Source organism: Bacillus sp. AG4(2022) (assembly GCF_031844465.1).
GTDB lineage: Bacteria > Bacillota > Bacilli > Bacillales > Cytobacillaceae > Bacillus_AB > Bacillus_AB infantis.
Map to the genome: position 1 here is coordinate 154,006 of NZ_JAUZVH010000002.1, position 19,645 is coordinate 173,650.

Annotated in this window: 21 protein-coding genes; 18 read left to right on the top strand and 3 right to left on the bottom strand. The window is 46.8% G+C overall.

Annotation, left to right across the window (positions count from 1 at the left end; translation table 11 throughout):
• Positions 1–12 precede the first annotated feature (12 nt).
• The 3 genes from spoVAEA to lysA all read left to right on the top strand — a co-directional run bounded on the left by spoVAEA (position 13) and on the right by lysA (position 3,579).
• Complete coding sequence (gene spoVAEA, locus Q9R36_RS06250) at positions 13–588, top strand: stage V sporulation protein SpoVABEA (protein WP_311224667.1); 576 nt, start codon at positions 13–15, stop codon at positions 586–588.
• The gene (locus tag Q9R36_RS06255) at positions 575–2,059 is read left to right on the top strand and encodes a spore germination protein (RefSeq protein WP_009794765.1); all 1,485 of its coding nucleotides are present in this window, start codon (positions 575–577) and stop codon (positions 2,057–2,059) included. Before spoVAEA ends, Q9R36_RS06255 begins: the two co-directional genes overlap by 14 nt.
• Before the next feature lie 200 nt (positions 2,060–2,259).
• On the top strand, positions 2,260–3,579 hold the full coding sequence (lysA, locus tag Q9R36_RS06260) for a diaminopimelate decarboxylase (RefSeq protein ID WP_009794766.1): 1,320 nt from the start codon (positions 2,260–2,262) through the stop codon (positions 3,577–3,579).
• A 57-nt stretch (positions 3,580–3,636) separates the two neighbouring features.
• On the opposite strand, the gene Q9R36_RS06265 is transcribed toward lysA, so the two are convergent.
• The gene (locus Q9R36_RS06265; RefSeq protein WP_022544157.1) at positions 3,637–4,509 is read right to left on the bottom strand and encodes a DUF1002 domain-containing protein; all 873 of its coding nucleotides are present in this window, start codon (positions 4,507–4,509) and stop codon (positions 3,637–3,639) included.
• Positions 4,510–4,961: 452 nt separating this feature from the next.
• Here Q9R36_RS06265 and Q9R36_RS06270 point away from each other — a divergent pair, with 452 nt between their 5' ends.
• Complete coding sequence (locus tag Q9R36_RS06270) at positions 4,962–5,315, top strand: GNAT family N-acetyltransferase (RefSeq protein ID WP_009794769.1); 354 nt, start codon at positions 4,962–4,964, stop codon at positions 5,313–5,315.
• 31 nt (positions 5,316–5,346) lie between these two features.
• Here Q9R36_RS06270 and Q9R36_RS06275 read toward each other — a convergent pair whose 3' ends face one another.
• The gene (locus Q9R36_RS06275) at positions 5,347–5,868 is read right to left on the bottom strand and encodes a DUF309 domain-containing protein (protein ID WP_022544156.1); all 522 of its coding nucleotides are present in this window, start codon (positions 5,866–5,868) and stop codon (positions 5,347–5,349) included.
• Positions 5,869–5,997: 129 nt separating this feature from the next.
• Positions 5,998–6,099 (bottom strand): YjcZ family sporulation protein, encoded by a 102-nt coding sequence (locus Q9R36_RS06280; protein WP_022544155.1) that lies wholly within the window; start codon positions 6,097–6,099, stop codon positions 5,998–6,000.
• A 262-nt stretch (positions 6,100–6,361) separates the two neighbouring features.
• Here Q9R36_RS06280 and Q9R36_RS06285 point away from each other — a divergent pair, with 262 nt between their 5' ends.
• From Q9R36_RS06285 to Q9R36_RS06350, 14 genes are all read left to right on the top strand, one after another.
• Positions 6,362–7,111, top strand: a complete 750-nt coding sequence (locus tag Q9R36_RS06285; RefSeq protein ID WP_009794772.1) for a segregation/condensation protein A — start codon at positions 6,362–6,364, stop codon at positions 7,109–7,111.
• A 5-nt stretch (positions 7,112–7,116) separates the two neighbouring features.
• Complete coding sequence (gene scpB, locus Q9R36_RS06290) at positions 7,117–7,704, top strand: SMC-Scp complex subunit ScpB (RefSeq protein ID WP_094767126.1); 588 nt, start codon at positions 7,117–7,119, stop codon at positions 7,702–7,704.
• 113 nt (positions 7,705–7,817) lie between these two features.
• Positions 7,818–8,261: a hypothetical protein gene (locus Q9R36_RS06295; RefSeq protein WP_396137104.1), complete on the top strand. Its 444-nt coding sequence runs from the start codon at positions 7,818–7,820 to the stop codon at positions 8,259–8,261.
• A 154-nt stretch (positions 8,262–8,415) separates the two neighbouring features.
• Complete coding sequence (locus Q9R36_RS06300) at positions 8,416–8,904, top strand: YpuI family protein (protein ID WP_009794776.1); 489 nt, start codon at positions 8,416–8,418, stop codon at positions 8,902–8,904.
• Positions 8,905–9,217: 313 nt separating this feature from the next.
• Positions 9,218–10,108, top strand: coding sequence for a superoxide dismutase (locus Q9R36_RS06305; RefSeq protein WP_009794778.1), 891 nt, complete (start codon positions 9,218–9,220; stop codon positions 10,106–10,108).
• Positions 10,109–10,272: 164 nt separating this feature from the next.
• Positions 10,273–11,424: a D-alanyl-D-alanine carboxypeptidase family protein gene (locus Q9R36_RS06310; protein WP_224951456.1), complete on the top strand. Its 1,152-nt coding sequence runs from the start codon at positions 10,273–10,275 to the stop codon at positions 11,422–11,424.
• Positions 11,417–12,004, top strand: a complete 588-nt coding sequence (locus tag Q9R36_RS06315; RefSeq protein WP_009794781.1) for a nucleoside recognition domain-containing protein — start codon at positions 11,417–11,419, stop codon at positions 12,002–12,004. Before Q9R36_RS06310 ends, Q9R36_RS06315 begins: the two co-directional genes overlap by 8 nt.
• A gap of 6 nt (positions 12,005–12,010) precedes the next feature.
• A complete protein-coding gene (locus Q9R36_RS06320) occupies positions 12,011–12,541 on the top strand; it encodes a spore maturation protein (RefSeq protein ID WP_009794782.1) in 531 nt (176 codons plus the stop codon).
• Between the two features lie 167 nt (positions 12,542–12,708).
• Positions 12,709–13,449 (top strand): pseudouridine synthase, encoded by a 741-nt coding sequence (locus tag Q9R36_RS06325; protein WP_022544152.1) that lies wholly within the window; start codon positions 12,709–12,711, stop codon positions 13,447–13,449.
• A 178-nt stretch (positions 13,450–13,627) separates the two neighbouring features.
• Positions 13,628–14,155 carry a thiol-disulfide oxidoreductase ResA gene (resA, locus tag Q9R36_RS06330; RefSeq protein WP_022544151.1) on the top strand — a complete coding sequence of 176 codons (528 nt, stop codon included), beginning with the start codon at positions 13,628–13,630 and terminating at the stop codon, positions 14,153–14,155.
• Positions 14,156–14,170: 15 nt separating this feature from the next.
• Positions 14,171–15,826 (top strand): cytochrome c biogenesis protein ResB, encoded by a 1,656-nt coding sequence (gene resB / locus Q9R36_RS06335; protein WP_009794786.1) that lies wholly within the window; start codon positions 14,171–14,173, stop codon positions 15,824–15,826.
• Between the two features lie 2 nt (positions 15,827–15,828).
• Positions 15,829–17,016, top strand: a complete 1,188-nt coding sequence (ccsB, locus tag Q9R36_RS06340) for a c-type cytochrome biogenesis protein CcsB (protein ID WP_009794787.1) — start codon at positions 15,829–15,831, stop codon at positions 17,014–17,016.
• A 121-nt stretch (positions 17,017–17,137) separates the two neighbouring features.
• On the top strand, positions 17,138–17,854 hold the full coding sequence (locus Q9R36_RS06345) for a response regulator transcription factor (RefSeq protein WP_009794788.1): 717 nt from the start codon (positions 17,138–17,140) through the stop codon (positions 17,852–17,854).
• Complete coding sequence (locus Q9R36_RS06350; protein ID WP_009794789.1) at positions 17,851–19,623, top strand: ATP-binding protein; 1,773 nt, start codon at positions 17,851–17,853, stop codon at positions 19,621–19,623. The genes Q9R36_RS06345 and Q9R36_RS06350 overlap by 4 nt, the downstream gene beginning before the upstream one ends.
• The last annotated feature ends 22 nt before the right edge of the window (positions 19,624–19,645 follow it).

The window sequence follows — 19,645 nt, forward strand, 5'->3', positions numbered from 1 at the left end:
GACATCAAAGCAATGGATGAACGCAGGAAAGTCATACTGATTACAGATGGCGATGAGTATGCAAGAAGGACTGCAGAGCATGTAGCGAAGGATATTGGCGGCAGATGCATCTCTATGTCCCACGGGAATCCATCTGTTTTGTCAGGACCTGATATCGTGAAGATGATCAAGAAAGCCCCCAATGACCCTGTACTTGTCATGTTTGATGACTCCGGCTATGTCGGCGAAGGGCTTGGTGAAACGGCCCTTAAATATGTGGCAAGGCATGAAGACATTGAGGTGCTCGGTGTAATAGCAGTTGCTTCAAAAACAAGGCAGGCGGAATGGACGCATGTGGATATATGTGTCGACAGGTACGGTGAGCTTACTCCGTATGGTGTTGACAAGCTTGGTGTCCCTGAAATGGAAATTGGAAAAATGAACGGGGATACAGTCTACTGCCTCGACGAATTGGATGTCCCGCTGATTGTCGGAATCGGCGATATCGGCAAGATGTCACGAAGAGATCATTATGAAAAAGGCTCTCCCATCACCAAAAAGGCAGTGGAACTCATTCTGGAAAGGAGCGGATTTTATGGCGGAAACTAAAAAGAAAAACAAAACCTCTATTTCAGAATCACCCGGCAGAAACGAAGACTTCATGAAAGAGCGCATCGGGCTTGGCGTCAGCTTTGACCTGGGTGTCAGGAAGCTGCAGATCCTGAAGAAAGAAATCCAGATTTATTATGTAAATGGATTATGCGATACTTCTTTTATCACCCAAATCCTTGAAGAGCTCGTGGAAATCAATGATCACGAGAAACTGTCCTCAAACGTTTTCAATATCGTGAAAAACCGCATTGTCAATCAGTCGGTGCAGCCGATTGAAACAATGGACGAACTGGTTGACCAGGTGCTGTCCGGCCTGATTGTTATACTGGTTGAAGGGGAGACGACGGGACTTGTTGTCGATGTCAGAAGCTATCCCGGCAGAACACCGGAGGAGCCCGATACAGAGAAAGTTGTGCGGGGGTCAAGGGATGGATATGTAGAAAATATTATTGTTAATACCGCCCTGACCAGAAGGCGGATCAGGGATGAGCGGCTCCGCTTTGAAATCATGCGGATAGGGGAGCGCTCCAAAACCGATATAGCGATTGCTTATATTAAGGATGTCGCCAGTACAGATCTGATTGAAGTGGTCAGGCAGGAAATTCAATCGATTGATATCGACGGACTGACAATGGCGGATAAAACGGTTGAAGAATTTCTCTTAAAGCAAGGCTATAATCCATATCCGCTCGTCCGTTATACAGAAAGGGCCGATGTCGGTGCAACCCATCTGCTGGAAGGGCATGTCCTGATTTTCGTTGATACGTCGCCAAGTGTGATCATCACGCCGACAACCTTTTTCCACCATCTGCAGCATGCTGAGGAATACAGACAGTCGCCGGCAGTCGGCACATTCATCCGCTGGATCCGCTTCATCGGAGTGCTCGCCTCACTATTCCTGCTGCCATTATGGTTCTTATTTACTCTGGAGCCGCAATTGCTGCCGGATGCCATCAAGTTCATCGGCCCGAATGAGAAGACAAATATACCTATTGTCATACAAATCTTCCTGGCGGATATTGGCATTGAGTTCCTGAGGATTGCTGCCATCCATACGCCCACACCTCTTTCAACGGCAATGGGATTGATAGCAGCCGTCCTGATCGGACAAATTGCCATCGATGTCGGGCTGTTTGTGCCGGAGGTCATTCTCTATGTGGCTGTTGCTTCAATAGGAACGTTTTCAACCCCAAGCTATGAACTCAGTATAGCCAATAAGATGGCAAGACTTGCCATGCTGATTGCCGTGGCACTCTTCCATACACCGGGCTTCATTATCAGCATAACAGTGTTCATCCTCCTCCTGGCAAGCATCAGGTCGCTGAACACGCCATATTTATGGCCGCTGCTGCCTTTCAGCCCGAAAGCATTTCTGCAGATCCTGATCAGAAGGTCTGTCCCGGGGTCTAAGATCAGGCCAAGCATCGTCCATGCGAAAAACCGCTTCAAACAGCCGGCTAAAAATTGAATATTATGCTAATATCAATTGCAGTTTTCCGGCAATTATGGTAAGTTTTTAACTAAATAAAGGACTAAAGAAGCTGAAATAGACAGTTCAGAAACGGGGACTGTCTATTTTATATAGCATGGAATTATTCGGGGCTGTAAAAAAGTGGCCGCGGCAGTCTATAATAAGAGTAACAGTATAGAGGGAATGAGGGAGTAAGCATGTTTTTTCATGGGACAGCAAGAGTAAATGGACAATCTCATTTGGAAATCGGCGGAATGGATACCGTTGAATTGGCAAAGCAATTCGGGACACCGGTTTATGTATATGATGTGGCACTGATTCGCGAAAGGGCAAGAGGCTTCAGGCAGACATTCGAAGAACTGGGGGTGAAATCCCAGGTTGCTTATGCGAGCAAAGCATTTTCATCCATTGCCATGATTCAGCTGGCTGAAGAAGAAGGCCTGTCGCTTGATGTGGTTTCAGGAGGAGAGCTGTATACCGCTCTGGCGGCTGAATTCCCTGTGGAAAGGATCCACTTCCATGGCAATAATAAGAGCAGGGAAGAACTGGAGATGGCTCTTCACTATGGAGTCGGATGCATCGTTGTAGACAATTTCGATGAGCTGGAACTGCTTAAGTCAGTTTGCGAAAACAAAAACACGAAAACCAAGATTCTGCTGCGTGTGACACCGGGAATCGAGGCGCACACCCACGATTATATCCTGACAGGGCAGGAGGATTCCAAATTCGGCTTTGATCTGCAAAATGGACAGGCCGAAGCTGCGCTCAAGCAGGCCATATCAACTCCATGGCTGGAAACACTCGGCATTCACTGCCATATCGGATCACAAATCTTTGAAACGACCGGCTTCATTCTTGCGGCCGAGAAAATATTTGAAAAACTGTCAATCTGGAAAAAAGAGCTTGCCTATGAACCGGCTGTGCTGAATCTGGGCGGAGGCTTTGGCATCCGCTATACAGATGAAGACGCGCCGATTGCGGCTTCAAAATATGTCGAAGAAATCATCAGCGAAGTGAAAAAGCTGGCCGGCAGCTACCAGATGGAAATGCCGGAAATTTGGATTGAACCAGGCCGTTCGCTTGTCGGCGATGCCGGGACAACACTCTATAAGACAGGCTCAAGAAAGGATGTCCCGAATGTCCGCCATTACCTGGCGGTGGACGGAGGCATGAGCGATAATATCCGTCCGGCCCTTTATCAGGCCAAATACGAAGCTGTGCTTGCCAACCGGCCGCTGGAGAAAGCGGAAGAAACGGTCTCCATTGCCGGCAAATGCTGCGAGTCAGGCGATATGCTGATATGGGACCTGCCTTTGCCGAAAGCAGAGCGGGAAGACCTTCTGGCTGTATTTTGTACAGGAGCCTACGGATATTCCATGGCCAACAACTATAACCGAATCCCGCGGCCGCCGGTTGTATTCGTAGAAAATGGAGAGGCGCGCCTTGTCGTCAAACGAGAAAGCTTCGAAGACTTGATCAGGCTTGACCTGCCTCTTCAGGAGAAAATCAAGAACTAGAAAAAAGCAGCCGGACGGCTGCTTTTTTGAGCTGTGCTGTTAAGCACCTCTATTTTACTATGAGAAGAATGCTTTAACAGCATCGATGGCACTTGAGAAAAAGCGTTTCAGGCTGTCCAGGAAGCCCTGGCCTTCTTCACTTTCAAGATACTTGGTGATTTTGTCCTTTGCTTTATCAAGCTGATCTCCGACCTGATTCCAGTCAATGTTCAGATCCTTCAGTTTGTTGAACAGGTCGATCAGGCTTTGCATTTCTTTATCTGTCAGGGTGATGCCAAGGTCCTTTGCCGCGTTTTCGATGATGTTCTGGAGCTCTTCGTCGGTGGCAGGTTTATTTTTGCTGATTTCTTCTTTGATTTTTGCTATTAGAGCAGCGGCATTCTCATTCCCGACCGAATCGCCAAGCTTGGCCGTTTCTACCATTTCTTCATTTGCTGCCTGCTTGACTTCTTCAGGTATCGTCTCATCTGCTGAGATCTCATATGCTTTTATAATTCCGGTCAGGGCGGCTGTCCCGGATACAGGCGATGGTGCGGTTATATATATTTCAGCATCTTTTACACCAGCAGTTATCAGAGCATTGATATACATTTCGTCTGTTACCCAGTTGATGTTCTTCGTTTCAACTTCAAGTCCTGATCCGGATTTCGCGATCGTTGTCGCTGAAGAAGAAATGGCTCTTGTGCCGATGAGTGCTTTGCTGATATAGCTGCCCAGATATTGATGTTCCTCTTCATTTGAGACAGTGATGGTCATGGCGTCCTTTGGCGCTTCCATCTCTGCAAGCAGGACGTTTTTCTGTTCTTCGGAAAGGTTTTCGCCAAGGGTGACGATCATATCTCCTTCGGCCATGTCTGCTGAAGCTCCCGCTGGCAGAATCAGCATCAGAGCAAGGGCAAGCAGCATTATATTTTTGCATCGTTTAAGCATAATGTTCCTCCTAATCTTGTATACGCAGGCTGGACTCTATATTAATAGACGTACATAATGATATAAAAGTTTCGGAAAAAATTCATCCCCCTGCAGCCAATAGTCCCTATTTTCCCGGCGGGATAGATAAAAAAACGCATTTAGTGTAGAATAAAAAAGGAGTTTGGCGATTGGAGGCAAGTGTATACGATGAAAAAAAATAACTGGCTGCTTTTCTCTTTTTTCCTGGCCATCGGGCTGATTTGGGGATTCATCTATTGGCTGGTCATTGTGCCTGGATCCTGATTCGATTTGATTGCTGTCCTGCTTAAATTTTTGTATCATAGTAATGATTAATGGAACCTGCAACAAAAATGCTTTCTTACATATCATATACTAGCCGCCATATAGTTTAGACAATGGCTTATTGGGAAAAGATAGTTTGGAAATGTTTTATTTAATGAGGGATAATTATGCTAATTCGATATAAAAAGACATTCGAAAAGATTGCCATGGGCTTATTATCATTTATGCCAAATGAAAAGGATCTGAAAAGGCTGCAGCAGACCATGAAGCAGTATGAGTCGGACGACGGCTGGCAGCTGTTCCTATGGAAGCAGGATGATATAACTGGGCTGATCGGGGTTTCTTTCATGGACGGCCCTGCAATGGAAATACAGCATATTTCCGTAAGTCCTTCACATCGCCAGCAGGGCATCGGAAAAGCAATGGTCAAGGCTTTGAGGGATCTGTACCCTGACAGGAAGCTCGTCAGCAATGAAAATACAGAACCGTTTGTAGACAAGTGCACGGATGAAGAATGCTGAAAAGGCAGAGAACCTGGTTCTCTGCCTTTTATTATTCGGTATCATTGCGGGCGTCCCATGCAGCTTTCCGCTCAAGGATGACATCAGTCCGGTCTCTCATCGAATGCCGGTGAATGAGCATTCTGTCAGAAAGATCGCTTGGGCTCCCCCAGACAAGGCCAAGGGATTCTGCCGTTCTTATGCATAGGCTGGCAAGCTCATGATCAGCCAGTGGAATGAAGGGACTCGAGTAAGGTTCTCCTTTTGCAATTCCCTCCAATCTGCCGCTGATCAGCAGCGTGAATTCCCGGGCGCTGATTCCAAGCTCCTTCAGCTGGAGGGGGACCTTGTCCAAAATAGATCGGGATTTCCGCAGCGTCCGTTCAGCGCCTTTGAAGTTGCCGCGGCGATGATGATAGGCGGAAACTGCGAACAGAATGAGCCCTACCCAAACAGAGTCCTTATTCCGCGGGTCTGCTTCTTTCCAGTATTCTTCAAGCACTTCATGGCATTCGAAATAATCTCGGTCTGCATGGAAATGGACAAGATACTGTATATATTCTTCAGGATACATATTGACCTCCCTTTTGCCCTGGTGACTGACATTTTGCACTTATTTTATCATATTCCGGCTTGAAGCGGTGCTGGGGACAAATGAATCAAGAAGAAAGCCCGGCTCATGCCGGGCCTTCAGTCTATAGTTTTAGAAGCACCATGATGCTCCCACAATGATCAGCAGAATGAACAATACCACTATTAGGGCGAAGCCGCCTCCGTAACCGTAACCTGCACCTGCATCTGACATATCACCGATACCTCCTATATAGTCTGCGTTTTTCTTTACAAATTCATCTTATGCGGGAATGGGCCATAACGTATGGGCGCCTGGAAAAAAAGCTCGGAGAGAAGGAATTTCGTTCCCCGGCTTTCTGGAAGTTTGTCTGTATTTTTCTATTGGATATCAGAATGGAATCCTCTATACTAGTAATAGCCATTTACAGCCGGGAACCTGCCTGTGTTTGGCGCAGCATCAGGCAAAATTCAAAATTAGAAATTATGGTGGAAATATGCAGTATAATGTGAAGATTGACGCGTTTGAAGGGCCTCTTGACCTGCTTCTTCATTTAATTAATCGCCTTGAAATAGATATTTACGATATTCCTGTAGCAGAGATTACTGAACAGTATCTTATTTATATACATACAATGAAAGAGCTCGAACTTGACGTTGCGAGTGAATTTCTTGTCATGGCGGCGACCCTGCTTGCCATTAAAAGCAAAATGCTCCTTCCAAAGCATGAGGAAGAGCAGCTGGATGAGTTTGATATGGAGGAAGGGGAAGAAGACCCCCGTGATGAGCTTGTTGAAAGACTTGTAGAATATAAGAAGTATAAAGAAGCTGCAGCTGAGCTCAAAACGAAAGAGCAGGAGCGCGGGCTGATGTTTACAAAACCTCCAAGCGATTTATCGGATTATGCAAAAGACGTGCAGCCTGAAAAGGCAGACTTGAATGTGTCGCTGTATGACGTGCTTGGGGCATTCCAGAAGCTGATGCGGAGAAAGAAGCTCCAAAAGCCGGTCACCGCAAAGGTGGCAAGGCAGGAAATACCTATTGAGAAGCGGATGGATGAAATCCTTGATCAGCTTCAGCGGGCAAGGGTGAAGACAAGCTTTTACGATTTGTTTCCTTCCGATGAAAAGGAACATCTTGTCGTCAGTTTCCTCGCAGTGCTGGAACTGATGAAGAGGAAACAAATCGAGCTGAACCAGGAACATAATTTTGCAGAGATTTTTGTATCTGCAAAGGAGGATCAATAAAAGTTTTGGAAATCGTAAATTGGAAAGGGATAACAGAGAGCCTGCTCTTTGCAGCAGGAGATGAAGGATTATCCTTGAAGCAGATCGCTGAGGTGCTTGAGATGGACGAAAGCCAGGCGGAAACCATTTTGCAGGAGCTTATCCAGTCCTGCGAGGATGACTACACGAGAGGCATTACAGTGGCCCAATTTGCCGGCACCTATCAGCTGGTCACAAAGAAGGAGAACTCAGATTATCTTAAGAAATTGGTGGAGACCCCCGGGACAGGCTCCCTGTCACAGGCAGCATTGGAAACCCTTGCCATCATCGCATACAAACAGCCGATCACAAGGGTGGAAATAGAAGAAATCAGAGGTGTAAAAACAGAGAGGCCGCTTCATACATTGGCCGCCAAAGCTTTGATAAAAGAAGCCGGAAGGGCAGAAGGGGCGGGCAGGGCCTATTTATATGCCACTACAAAGGAATTTCTTGATTACTTTGGTTTAAAAAGTATAGACGAGCTTCCTCCGTTGACAGAAAATGATGAGGATGAATATGCAGGGGATGAGGCAGATTTATTTTTCGAAAAGTTTCAGGAAACCTTAGATAATTGATTTTTCTGACACATTCCTGCGGCCTATATGATAAAATATAGCTAGATTGTCCGAAGCTCACTGTTAGCATCGTGCTTTATATCATTTAGCTGTGCCTGCTGCCACAGCAGTGCATGAGCCGGGGAGTGTCTGGATTGTTTATAAAGCAGTGCAAAGGGTATGAATTGGAGAAAGAAATGCCGAACACTTCCGAGGATTTCTTCAACAGGAGCGAGGTGATGTATATGGAGGAAGGGCAGGAGAAGACCCTCCATGTACTATATATACGCTGCTTCGAAGAATCCATGGAAAGCTTCACGCCATTTGGCTCGGACCCTGTGTTCAAGGCAGGCGGCAGGGAAGTGGCTTTCAAGGATTTAGTGGCGCTTGCGTGTTTGCTGAAAAAAACGGGATTACGGGACAGAAAAAGAGTATACATAAATAACAAAGCTGAATTTGAGTCCTATTTTGACAAACTGGATTTCGGCAAATTAAGGGAGGTTTTCAATGGCGTAGAAGAGGAGAAAGGTTTTCAAATCGCTTCGCCTCTTGATTTCTTCAATCATCAGCAAGCTTAACGAAGGCTGCTTGCTGAAGCCTGGCCAGGATTCAAAATAAGGAAGTCCAATACATTAAGAGGCTGCCAGGAAGCCGTCTGAAATGGCAAGGATGGCAAGCCGGTCGAAGCAAGAAAAAGCATGGCATCAGCCTGCAATCTGAAGGGGTGTAACAATGGCGAACACAATCGTTAAATCGCAGACAGAAGAAGTGAAAAAATTCCTGGGAAATACTGTTTCAGAATTGGAAGCATATTTAAATGAAACAACACTATCCGGCCTCATAAAGGAAAAGGACGGAGACCGGAATTATTATAAAATGGTTTTGGGAAATCTGAGAAAGTTGCTTGTTTTCTGTGAGGAAGGCCTTGATGCCTGCAGTGTACTCCTGAAAAATGAGCCTTTCCCAAAGCCTGCGGCCGAAAAGACGCTTTACCGTATTTATCATCAGTGCATTGACGAATTCTTCTCGCCGAAAAATGATGCATGGTTCGAAAACAGCCGTTCCGCTTATACCGGGAAAAACTCCATTAAGTTTCAGGGAGGGGTCCCTGAAAGCATGAAGGGAATCTTTGACAGCCTGGAGAGTGAGTTCCAAAGGATCCGGGAAGAGCTTGAATATTATGAAACAGATTACCGGACAAAAATGATTCAATCCAAATAGAACAAAGGCTGCCGACAAGGCGGCTTTTTTTATAGTTAAGGGATTTATAAAGTGGAAGACTTGTGGATGATTTTCATTTCTTGATCCACGTCCAGCAGCTGAGCCGAGGTCATATGCCAAACCACCCAACAAGAAAGAATGCCTTTCGGGGTGTTCGTCTTATGCTAATTGGGGGTGGTCAAGGCGCTTGCGCTTTTGTTCTATTTATGAAGGCCGCCGGAAGTGGACATGTACAAATTTCGCCTGGGATAAGCAAATATTTTAACATCATACATATCATTGGAAAAGGAGGAAGACAGATAGGAGGGGAAGGATGAGCAAGTTTCACGATTATATCAAGGATGTATTCAATTGGAATGAGGAAATGAAGAGATTCCTGGAATCGGAGGATGTGGAGAAAGACGCAGAACTATGGGTAAAACTGGATAAATTCTCGGGAGTGATTGAAAAGCTTGACGGCCAGCTTGATATAGAGGAGCTGAATGCGCTCCAGTCCCGTGTAGATGAACTTCATAACGATGTTGAACAGTATTTTTCCAGAAGGCAGCCGGTCGGCCATATTTACATCAATGAACCTTTTATTCCGGCAGGCGGCCATTCCCTTCCGCCGCTGCCATATGGCTATGACAGCCTAGAACCATATATAGCAGAAGAAATCATGAGGCTTCATCACACGAAGCACCATCAGTCTTATGTTGATGGACTGAACCGTGCTGAGGAAATGCTTAAAAAGGCACGGCAAGATGGCGATTTTAAACTTGTTAAGCATTGGTCGAGAGAGCTGGCATTCCATGGCTCCGGCCATTACCTCCATACTATTTTTTGGAATAATATGAGCCCCTCTGGGGGAGGGAAGCCATCTGGTGCCCTGCTGGGAGAGATAGAAAAGTATTTTGGAAGCTTTGAACAGTTCAAGAAGCATTTTTCTGAAGCGGCCAAACAGGTGGAAGGCGTCGGCTGGGCAATCCTTGTCTGGTCACCGCGTTCAAGGCATCTTGAAATCCTTCAATCGGAAAGGCATATGCTGCTTACCCAGTGGGATACGATCCCGATTCTTGCCCTTGATGTCTGGGAGCATGCCTACTATCTGCAGTATAAAAATAACCGCGCCGATTATGTGAATAACTGGTGGAATATTGTGAACTGGAAAGATGCAGAGGAACGCTTCCAAAAAGCAAGCCAGCTGAAATGGAAGCCTTTTTAGAGGTATGGGGATGGCAGCAGCCATTCCTTTTTTTATTGGGAAGGCAGAGATGCCGATATATGGATTATAAGAATGGAGACACCCGCCGCTTTTCATTTTTAGTCATAAGCTGTCCCGACTCGCATAAACTTGTACAAACATATTAGGAGACGGGGTTTTGGAGAATGAACAGATTGTTTAGATGGATGCTATTATCCTGCATAGCAGCTGTCCTGGCAGCGAATCTGCCTGCAAAGGTACAAGCTGCCTATTCGGCCAGCTCAGGCAGCGCCATACTGATGGAGCAAAGCACCGGGAGGATCCTGTATGAGAAGGATGCTTATACGAAGAAAAGGATTGCAAGCATAACGAAGATTATGACAGCCATCCTTGCCATTGAATCCGGAAAGCTGGATACAAAGGCCAAGGTGAGTGAAAAGGCTGTACGGGCTGAAGGATCATCTATTTATCTGCAGCCGGGAGAAAAAATTCTATTGGAGGACCTGGTTTACGGACTTATGCTCAGGTCGGGGAATGACTCGGCGGTGGCAATTGCCGAACATGTCGGGGGAAGCCTTGAAGGGTTTGTATACTTAATGAACAAAAAAGCTGAAGAAATCGGCATGATAAATACCCATTTTGCCAATCCGCACGGGCTCGATGACCATGAGGAACACTATTCTACCGCGTATGATATGGCAGTCCTGACCAGATATGCCATGAACAATGAAACATACAGGAAAATAGCAGGGACGAAAATGCATCGGGCGCCGAACCCGAATGAAAGCTGGGACAGAGTCTGGAAAAATAAGAACCGCCTCCTCACCGAATTGTATGAATATTGCACAGGGGGAAAAACAGGTTATACAAAACGTGCCAAAAGGACGCTGGTTACCACTGCCTCAAAGGATGGTCTGGACCTGATTGCGGTTACGCTGAATGGCCCGGATGACTGGAACGACCATATCGGCATGTATGAGAGCGGGTTCAAGGAATATTCGCTCAAAAAAGTTGTTGAACAAGGCGGGATCAGGGAGCTGGAGGATACTGCCTATGAAAAAAAAGCCTTTTTGAAGACAGACTACAGCTATCCTGCCTCTGAAAATGAAAAAGACCTTTTCCGTGTCGAATATAAGATGCTGAAGCCTTCGGGAAGCTGGAAGGAAGATAAGGATTTTCCCGATGTGGTCGGAAGGGCCATTGTTTACTTTGAGAACAAGCAAGTGAAAAGTCTGCCGATTTACTATGAAAAAGAGCCCCAGAAAGAAGAAAAATCTTTTTTGGATTTCTTTAAGAGCATCTTTATGACAATTGCTGGAGTTAAAACAGATGGTTAATATTATTTGGGTTGCGATGACCGTGATCGGGATTGTTTTTGCCATTTTCAATGGCACAATGGCTGAAGTGAATGAAGCGGTCTTCAGCGGGGCGAAAGAAGCGGTCACCCTTTGCATCGGGCTCATCAGCATCCTTGTCTTCTGGCTGGGGATGATGAGGATTGCCGAAGACGCAGGACTGCTGAAAAAATTGGCTTTTCTTTTCAGGCCGGTAGTGACAAGGCTTTTTCCTGATGTTCCTAAGGACCACCCGGCAATGGGGTACATCTTATCGAATATGATGGCGAATATGTTCGGGCTGGGCAATGCGGCCACGCCACTTGGAATAAAGGCAATGGAGCAGCTTAAAGCGCTGAATGGCGGAAAAACCGAGGCGAGCAGGTCGATGATCACCTTCCTGGCCATCAATACCTCAAGCCTGACACTCATCCCGACAACGGTGATTGCCATCAGAATGAACTATCACTCTGCCTCTCCTACTGAAATTGTCGGGCCGACCTTGATTGCCACCTTTTGCTCAACACTCGGGGCAATCCTGATCGACAGGTACTTTTATTACAGACGAACCCGTAAAGGATGAGCGCGAATGGAAATTGTCTCTTTAATCTCATTATGGTTTATCCCGGTGCTGATTGGATTTATCCTGCTGTACGGTACTTATAAAAAAGTCCCTACATATGAGAGCTTTGTGGATGGCGGCAAGGAAGGAATCAAGATTGCTGTTTCCATCATCCCTTTTTTAGTCGGGATGCTGGTGGCCATTACTGTCTTCAGGGCTTCAGGGGCACTTGAATTCATGATGGGTTTTATCAGGCCGGCAATGGAAGCGGTCGGGGTCCCTCCCGAAATCGCCCCGCTCGCCATCATCAGGCCGATATCAGGCACTGCGGCCCTTGGCATGACAAGTGACCTGATTGCTGCCCATGGGCCGGATTCTTTTATCGGAAGGCTCGCCTCCACGCTCCAGGGAAGCACAGATACGACCTTTTATGTGCTGACAGTCTACTTTGGGGCTGTAGGCATTAAAAAAATGGGGGATGCGCTGAAGGTGGGCCTCCTGGCCGACCTTGTCGGCTTTATTGCAGCGATAGCAGTTGTCATGCTTGTATTCGGATAAGAAAGGGAAGGGCGCCGAAAAACGGCGTCCTTTTTGTGGTTCCATGGAGGACCTGTTCCGCTTTCGGCATACTTTTAACATCGGCTGCTTTGAAAATAGGCCGGTTTGTGTCATAATTCATTAGATGGACAAAAGATTGCCATAAGTATTTTATTGAGGTGACATAAATGGAAAGGCTTCAAAAAGTGATTGCCCATGCAGGGGTTGCATCGAGACGAAAAGCGGAGCAGCTGATTGCAGAGGGACATGTAAAAGTAAATGGGAAAGTTGTAAAAGAACTTGGACTGAAAGTTTCTTCTTCAGACAGGGTGGAAGTGGACGGAATCCCGGTTGAAAGGGAAGAGCCTGTGTATATCCTTCTGTATAAGCCCAGAGGGGTTATTTCAAGTGTGACGGATGAAAAGGGAAGGAAGGTCGTAACTGATCTCCTGCCTCAGATCAAGGAGAGGGTCTACCCTGTCGGCAGGCTTGATTTCGACACTTCGGGCCTCCTGCTGATGACCAATGACGGAGAATTTGCCAATCTGCTCATGCATCCGAAAAACGAAGTGGAAAAGGTATATGTGGCGAAGATCAAAGGAATACCAGCCAGGGAAAAACTGAAAAGCCTTGAAAGGGGTGTCCGCCTGGAGGATGGCAAAACAGCTCCGGCAAGAGTCAAGGTGCTTTCAATTGACAAACAAAAGAATACAGCCATCGTTGAACTGGTCATCCATGAAGGAAGGAACCGCCAGGTCAGAAGGATGCTGGAGGCCATCGGGCACCCGGTCATGAAGCTCAAAAGGGAGCGATACGGCTTTCTTACTCTGCAGGGATTGAGCGCAGGTGATGCGAGGGAGCTTACAGCCCATGAGGTAAAACAGCTCAGGACTCTTGCGAGCAGTGCCGGCAAAAAGAAAAATTCATAGAAGTTTCACAGTTGGAAGGCTTTGTTAACAACAGTGCGATAATGAATAAGGTATAATGATAGACAGTTGCCCGGGGGAGCGCTCATACCTGTACGCAAAGGATTGTATGCGGATTCTTGCAGGGTGCTGCAGCTCCATTCAAGGGCTAAGAAGCAGCATGAACATCAGGGAGGTACTTATGAAAAAACGGCGTCTCGTTATGAGAACAGTCATTTTGCTTGTTCTGGGTGCTGCCGTTGCATACACTCTATACGCAAGCATAACGAAAGATGATATCAGAAAAGTTGCAGTCGGGGAAAAAGCCCCTGATTTTGCTTTGGTGGACATGGATGGGGAAAAGCACAGGCTTTCAGATTATGAAGGACAGGGTGTTTTCCTGAACTTCTGGGGAACCTGGTGCAAGCCTTGTGAAAAGGAAATGCCTTATATGAATAACCAGTACAAACAGTTCACGGACGAGGGCGTCCAGGTGCTGGCTGTAAATGTAGGCGAATCTGATTTTGCCGTCAAGAAGTTTGCTGAAAGATATGGACTCGCATTCCCGATTGTCAATGACAAGGATGGTCAGGTGCAGAATGCTTACGCCATCGATCCCCTTCCCGCCACATTCCTGATCAATCCGGAGGGCGAAGTGGTGAAGATCCATACCGGCCAATTGACAGAAGATACGATCCGCACCTTCATGGAGCAGATCCAACCTAAGTAACAGGGAGTTTTTAGGATGAAAGAAGTTAAATGCGAATGCGGGCATCTCAATCCGCATGGGACCATTCTTTGTGAATCATGCGGAAAGGTGCTCGAGGAGCAGGCGAAAGACAAAAAGCTGATCGATATGAGATATGAAGGGACAGCGCGGCGCTCACAAACCTATAATAAGACATTTGTGGACAAAATCTGGAATTTCTTTTCCTCTGTCAAAGTCGGCGTGTGGATCATCGTACTCACCCTTATTGCATCGGCAATGGGGACAATCCTCCCGCAGGAAATGTATATCCCCCCGACCATGCCTGCTGCCGAATATTATGAAGACCAGTACGGATGGTTCGGGAAGCTGTATTATGAACTTGGCTTCCATAATCTCTACAGCTCATGGTGGTATTTAATCCTGATTGCTTCCCTCGGCGTTTCTTTGGTCATTGCCAGCCTTGACCGGGCAGTCCCTTTATACCGGGCTTTAAAGACCCAGCGTGTTACAAGGCATGAAGGCTATTTAAAGCGCCAGAGGCTTTTTGGGATTTCAAAGACTGATAATGTTGACGGGCAGTATGAAGTGATCAAGGAAAAGCTGAAGGCAAGAAAATACAATATCCGTGAAGAAAACGGCAATGTCCTTGCTGAAAAAGGCCGCTTCTCCCGCTGGGGCCCCTATGTCAACCATGTCGGCCTGATCATTTTCCTGATTGGAGGCATGCTCCGCTTTGTTCCCGGAATGTACGTGGATAAAGTGCTGTGGATCAGGGAGGGCGAAACGAAGGTAATCCCTGAAACAAAGGGAGAATATTATCTTTCCAATGAGGCATTCACTCTAGAAGTCTATGATAAAGAAACTGACAAAGAAGTCTTTAATGATGCGATTGACAGGGCAGGCACCGTCGCTAAGAATTATCAATCTGATGTGACCTTGTACCGGAAACAGGGTGAAACCGTTACCGGTGAAACCCATGACCTTGAAAAGGTAAAGAATTATAGCATCAAGGTTAATGAGCCGCTGAAGTTCGAGTCGTTTGCACTATATCAGGTAGATTATAAGCTGAACGAACTGAACAAAATGTCATTTTCCCTGACAAATAAAGAATCAGGGGAGACATTCGGCGATTTGACGGTTGATCTGTATGATCCCAAGACTGAATATAAGCTGAATGAAGGCTATTCAGTAGAAGTTGTCAGCTATTTCCCGGACTTTGAATTCGATGAAAATGGAGACCCGACAACCAAATCACGCATCCCGAATAATCCGGCATTTGTTTTCAAAATGTTTACACCGGATAAGCCGGACGGTGAAGTCAGCTTTGTGGCCATTCAGCAGACAATCGAGCCCATGGGGGACAATGAATATAAACTGGCCTTCCAGGGCGTCGAGACAAAGGATGTTTCAGGCCTGACAGTGCGCAAGGATCTGACTCTTTGGATACTGGCTCTCGGAGGGGCGATCTTCATGATCGGCGTCATCCAGGGCGCCTACTGGAACCACCGCCGTATCTGGCTGCGCCGCTTCGATGGTGAAGTGTGGGTTGCCGGCCATACAAATAAGAACTGGCATGGCCTGAAGAGGGAGATTGAGCTCGCCCTTGAAGATACAGGCATCAGCGTGCCTGAAGACCAGATGGAAAATGATAAAACTGATAAACTGGAAAAATCAGAAAAGGAGGGGCAATAATTGTGGTAGCACTGAGCGGAAATTTATTATACACTGCTTTTATTTTATACTTAATTGCCACATTATTTTTTGGCGGAAGCATAAGGGATAAAAAACATGGCGCCGGCCAAAAGTCTCCAAACAGATGGGCAAAGATTGCCATTATCGTGACCATTGCCGGGTTCGCAGCCCAGCTGGGTTATTTTATTACCCGCTGGGTCGCCTCCGGCCATGCTCCTGTGAGCAATCTTTTTGAATTTATGACATTCTTCGGGATGTCCCTTGTTGGAGCATTCATCATCATTTACTTTTTATACAGAACACCGATGCTTGGTGTGTTTACCATGCCGGTCGCGCTGCTTGTCATCGCTTATGCCAGCATGTTTCCGCGCGATATCTCGCCGCTCATCCCTGCTTTGCAGAGTGATTGGCTTTATATCCATGTAACGACTGTTTCTATCGGCGAAGCGATTCTTTCAGTCAGCTTTGCAGCAGGCCTGATCTATCTGGTGAAGGCTGTTGACCAGTCAAAATCCAGCAAACGGACCTTCTGGCTTGAAGCAGTCATGTTCGGACTTATTTGTACTGTAGGTTTCATTGCGGTCTCATCCATTTTCTCAGCGGCGGATTATAAAGCAAGCTTTACATGGATAGACAAAGGGGACCAGGAATCAGTACTTGAATACACCATGCCTGCCATAACGGGCCCTCATGAAGGAACACTTACCACTGACGGCAGATTTGAGCCGCTTGTGGAAATGCCGGCTATCATCAATGCTAAAAAACTGAATACTGTCATATGGTCGATCGGGGCAGGACTCATCCTTTACGGATTGCTCAGGCTAATCCTCCGCAAGAGGATTGCTGCAAGCATCCAGCCGCTGGTCCGCAACATCAAACTGGACCTTGTGGATGAAATCGGATACCGTTCAGTCTTGATAGGATTCCCGGTATTTACGCTGGGAGGGCTTATCTTTGCGATGATCTGGGCACAAATTGCCTGGACGAGATTCTGGGGCTGGGACCCGAAAGAGGTATGGGCGCTTGTCACATTCCTGTTCTACGCTGCTTTCCTTCATCTCCGGCTGTCCAAGGGCTGGCATGGAGAAAAATCGGCATGGCTCGCAGTCATCGGGTTTGCCATCATTATGTTTAACCTGGTTGCAGTCAATCTTGTCATTGCAGGTCTGCACTCATACGCGGGATCCTGACAATAATTCCATAAAGCCTTCACGATTTCTATGTGGAGGCTTTTTTTAAAATATAGACATTTGCGGCATTCCGGCTGCCCAGGGGACCCCTCGCAGCTGATCTATTAAAGGAGGATTTTATATGGAAAGAGAAACCAAAATCCTGGTAGTGGACGATGAGGTAAGAATCAGGCGGCTTTTAAAGATGTACCTGGAGAGGGAGAACTATGTGATTGAAGAAGCCGGTGACGGCAGCGAGGCTCTGGAGAAGGCTTTTGAAACTGATTATGATGTTATCCTGCTGGACTTGATGATGCCGGGCAAGGATGGGATCGAAGTATGCCGTGAGCTCAGGGAAAGAAAGGCGACGCCTGTCATCATGCTGACAGCGAAGGGCGAGGAAGTGAACCGGGTCCAGGGCTTTGAAGCAGGGACAGATGATTATATCGTCAAGCCGTTCAGCCCGCGGGAGGTTGTCCTCCGGGTAAAGGCACTTCTGCGCCGGTCCAGCACGACGAGCTACCTGCAGACTGAAACTGCTGCAAAAGATGTAATCGTATTCCGGCATTTAACCATCGATAATGATGCCCACCGGGTAATTGCAGACGGTAAAGAGGTCAGCCTGACTCCCAAGGAATATGAGCTCCTGTATTTCCTTGCAAAATCCCCAGATAAGGTTTTCGACCGCGAGCAGCTGCTTAAGGAAGTCTGGCAGTATGAATTTTTCGGAGATTTAAGGACAGTTGACACACATGTGAAAAGGCTGAGGGAAAAGCTGAATAAAGTATCTGAGCAGGCAGCGAGGATGATCGTTACGGTCTGGGGCGTCGGCTACAAATTCGAGGTTGTTAATGAATGATGTTTTGGCGCAGTGTAGTAGGCAAGCTTTGGATCACAATCATTTTTCTGGTGGCCTTTGTCCTTTTTACCCTTACGGTACTCCTTCTTGAGTTTTTCGAGAACAACCAGATCAATGAGATTGAAAAAGGGCTGACCAAAACGGCCAACAAGATCTCCGTGATTCTCAAGGAACATGACCTTGATGTGGGGCTGGAGATTTCCTGGGAACTGGTCGATGACGTGACCAATATTGCTATCATCAAGAGCGATGAAGAGTATTACCATTCACCTGACAAAGGAGAGCCGATCGAGCTCCCCCGCGAATTCTTCATGGAAGATAAAGGGCTGGCCGAGGCTTTTTCCGGACGGTCAGTCAAGAAGGTATATCCATACCCGGCCAGCGGTAATTCTGAGGAGGATTCACGCATCCTGATCATCGGTGTGCCGTATGTTGACGATGGGGACACCGGAGCTGTATTTATATACCAGTCTCTTGAAGAAATGCAGAAAACGACAAGATCAACCACTAAGTTCATTATTCTTGCTGCAGGAATCGCCATTATCCTGACCACCATCTTTGCATTCTTCCTATCAACAAGAATCACAGCACCGCTCCGAAAAATGAGGGAGGCGGCTTTTGAAGTGGCGAAGGGCAAGTTTGATACGAAGGTCCCAATTCTCACCCATGATGAAATCGGAGAGCTGGCAACCGCTTTTAATCAGATGGGCAGGCAGCTGAAATTCAATATCAATGCTCTGAGCCAGGAAAAAGAGCAGCTTGCAAGTATATTGAGCGGAATGGCGGACGGTGTGATCACTTTCAGCCGCGACGGGACCATCCTTGTCACCAACCCTCCTGCTGAGCGCTTCATCCAGAACTGGTATTATGAGCAGGGGGAAGAGAGTACCAATATTGAAGCAGTCCCTTCAGAAGTAATGAAGCTGTTTCAGCGCGCCGTCGATACGGGAAAAGAGCAGATAGGCGAAATGCCGATCCAGGGAAGAATCTGGGTCATCATCGTCAGCCCTTTGTATAACAATACTTTTATCCGCGGAGCGGTTGCCGTTCTGCGTGATATGACAGAGGAAAGGCAGCTGGATAAGCTGAGAAAAGACTTTATTGCCAATGTCTCCCATGAGCTCAGGACGCCAATCGCCATGATGCAGGGCTACAGTGAAGCGATTGTGGATGACATTGCAGGGACAGATGAAGAGAAAAAGGAAATGGCAAGCGTCATTTATGACGAGTCACTTAGGATGGGCAGGCTGGTCAATGAACTGCTTGACCTGGCAAGGATGGAAGCGGGCCATATACAGCTTACACTGGACAGAGTCGAACTGAAGCCATATATCAGCAGGATTGCAAGGAAATTTCAAGGGCTTTCCAAAGAGAAGATTATCAAGCTCGAAAGCGAATTCAGCATAACAGAAGATGATTTTGTTTTTGATCCTGACAGAATTGAACAGGTGCTGACCAATCTGATTGACAATGCCATCCGGCACACACCTGAAGACGGGTCTGTCAAAATAACGGTAAAGTCAGAAGAAAAAGGCCTGATGGTCGAGGTTTCTGATTCCGGATCCGGTATCCCGGAGGAGGATCTTCCGTTTGTTTTTGAACGATTCTATAAGGCAGATAAAGCAAGGACAAGAGGAAGGTCAGGGACAGGTCTCGGTCTTGCAATCGCAAAAAATATCATTGACGCCCACAAAGGGCAGATTTCTGTACAAAGCAAACTGCAGCAGGGAACGACATTTTCCTTTGTCATTCCTCGAAATATTGAATAAAAGCCAGGAATATGCCGTTTAT

Bases quoted from the DNA above. Each gene is read 5' to 3' on its own strand.
- Q9R36_RS06300 (WP_009794776.1), top strand. From the start codon at position 8,416: ATGGCGAACACAATCGTTAAATCGCAGACAGAAGAAGTGAAAAAATTC.
- Q9R36_RS06275 (WP_022544156.1), bottom strand. From the start codon at position 5,868: ATGTATCCTGAAGAATATATACAGTATCTTGTCCATTTCCATGCAGAC.
- Q9R36_RS06295 (WP_396137104.1), top strand. From the start codon at position 7,818: ATGAGCCGGGGAGTGTCTGGATTGTTTATAAAGCAGTGCAAAGGGTAT.
- Q9R36_RS06310 (WP_224951456.1), top strand. From the start codon at position 10,273: ATGAACAGATTGTTTAGATGGATGCTATTATCCTGCATAGCAGCTGTC.
- Q9R36_RS06325 (WP_022544152.1), top strand. From the start codon at position 12,709: ATGGAAAGGCTTCAAAAAGTGATTGCCCATGCAGGGGTTGCATCGAGA.
- Q9R36_RS06305 (WP_009794778.1), top strand. From the start codon at position 9,218: ATGAGCAAGTTTCACGATTATATCAAGGATGTATTCAATTGGAATGAG.
- Q9R36_RS06255 (WP_009794765.1), top strand. From the start codon at position 575: ATGGCGGAAACTAAAAAGAAAAACAAAACCTCTATTTCAGAATCACCC.
- resA (WP_022544151.1), top strand. From the start codon at position 13,628: ATGAAAAAACGGCGTCTCGTTATGAGAACAGTCATTTTGCTTGTTCTG.
- resB (WP_009794786.1), top strand. From the start codon at position 14,171: ATGAAAGAAGTTAAATGCGAATGCGGGCATCTCAATCCGCATGGGACC.
- Q9R36_RS06285 (WP_009794772.1), top strand. From the start codon at position 6,362: ATGCAGTATAATGTGAAGATTGACGCGTTTGAAGGGCCTCTTGACCTG.
- Q9R36_RS06265 (WP_022544157.1), bottom strand. From the start codon at position 4,509: ATGCTTAAACGATGCAAAAATATAATGCTGCTTGCCCTTGCTCTGATG.
- Q9R36_RS06270 (WP_009794769.1), top strand. From the start codon at position 4,962: ATGCTAATTCGATATAAAAAGACATTCGAAAAGATTGCCATGGGCTTA.
- Q9R36_RS06280 (WP_022544155.1), bottom strand. From the start codon at position 6,099: ATGTCAGATGCAGGTGCAGGTTACGGTTACGGAGGCGGCTTCGCCCTA.
- Q9R36_RS06350 (WP_009794789.1), top strand. From the start codon at position 17,851: ATGATGTTTTGGCGCAGTGTAGTAGGCAAGCTTTGGATCACAATCATT.
- Q9R36_RS06345 (WP_009794788.1), top strand. From the start codon at position 17,138: ATGGAAAGAGAAACCAAAATCCTGGTAGTGGACGATGAGGTAAGAATC.
- lysA (WP_009794766.1), top strand. From the start codon at position 2,260: ATGTTTTTTCATGGGACAGCAAGAGTAAATGGACAATCTCATTTGGAA.
- Q9R36_RS06320 (WP_009794782.1), top strand. From the start codon at position 12,011: ATGGAAATTGTCTCTTTAATCTCATTATGGTTTATCCCGGTGCTGATT.
- spoVAEA (WP_311224667.1), top strand. From the start codon at position 13: ATGGATGAACGCAGGAAAGTCATACTGATTACAGATGGCGATGAGTAT.
- Q9R36_RS06315 (WP_009794781.1), top strand. From the start codon at position 11,417: ATGGTTAATATTATTTGGGTTGCGATGACCGTGATCGGGATTGTTTTT.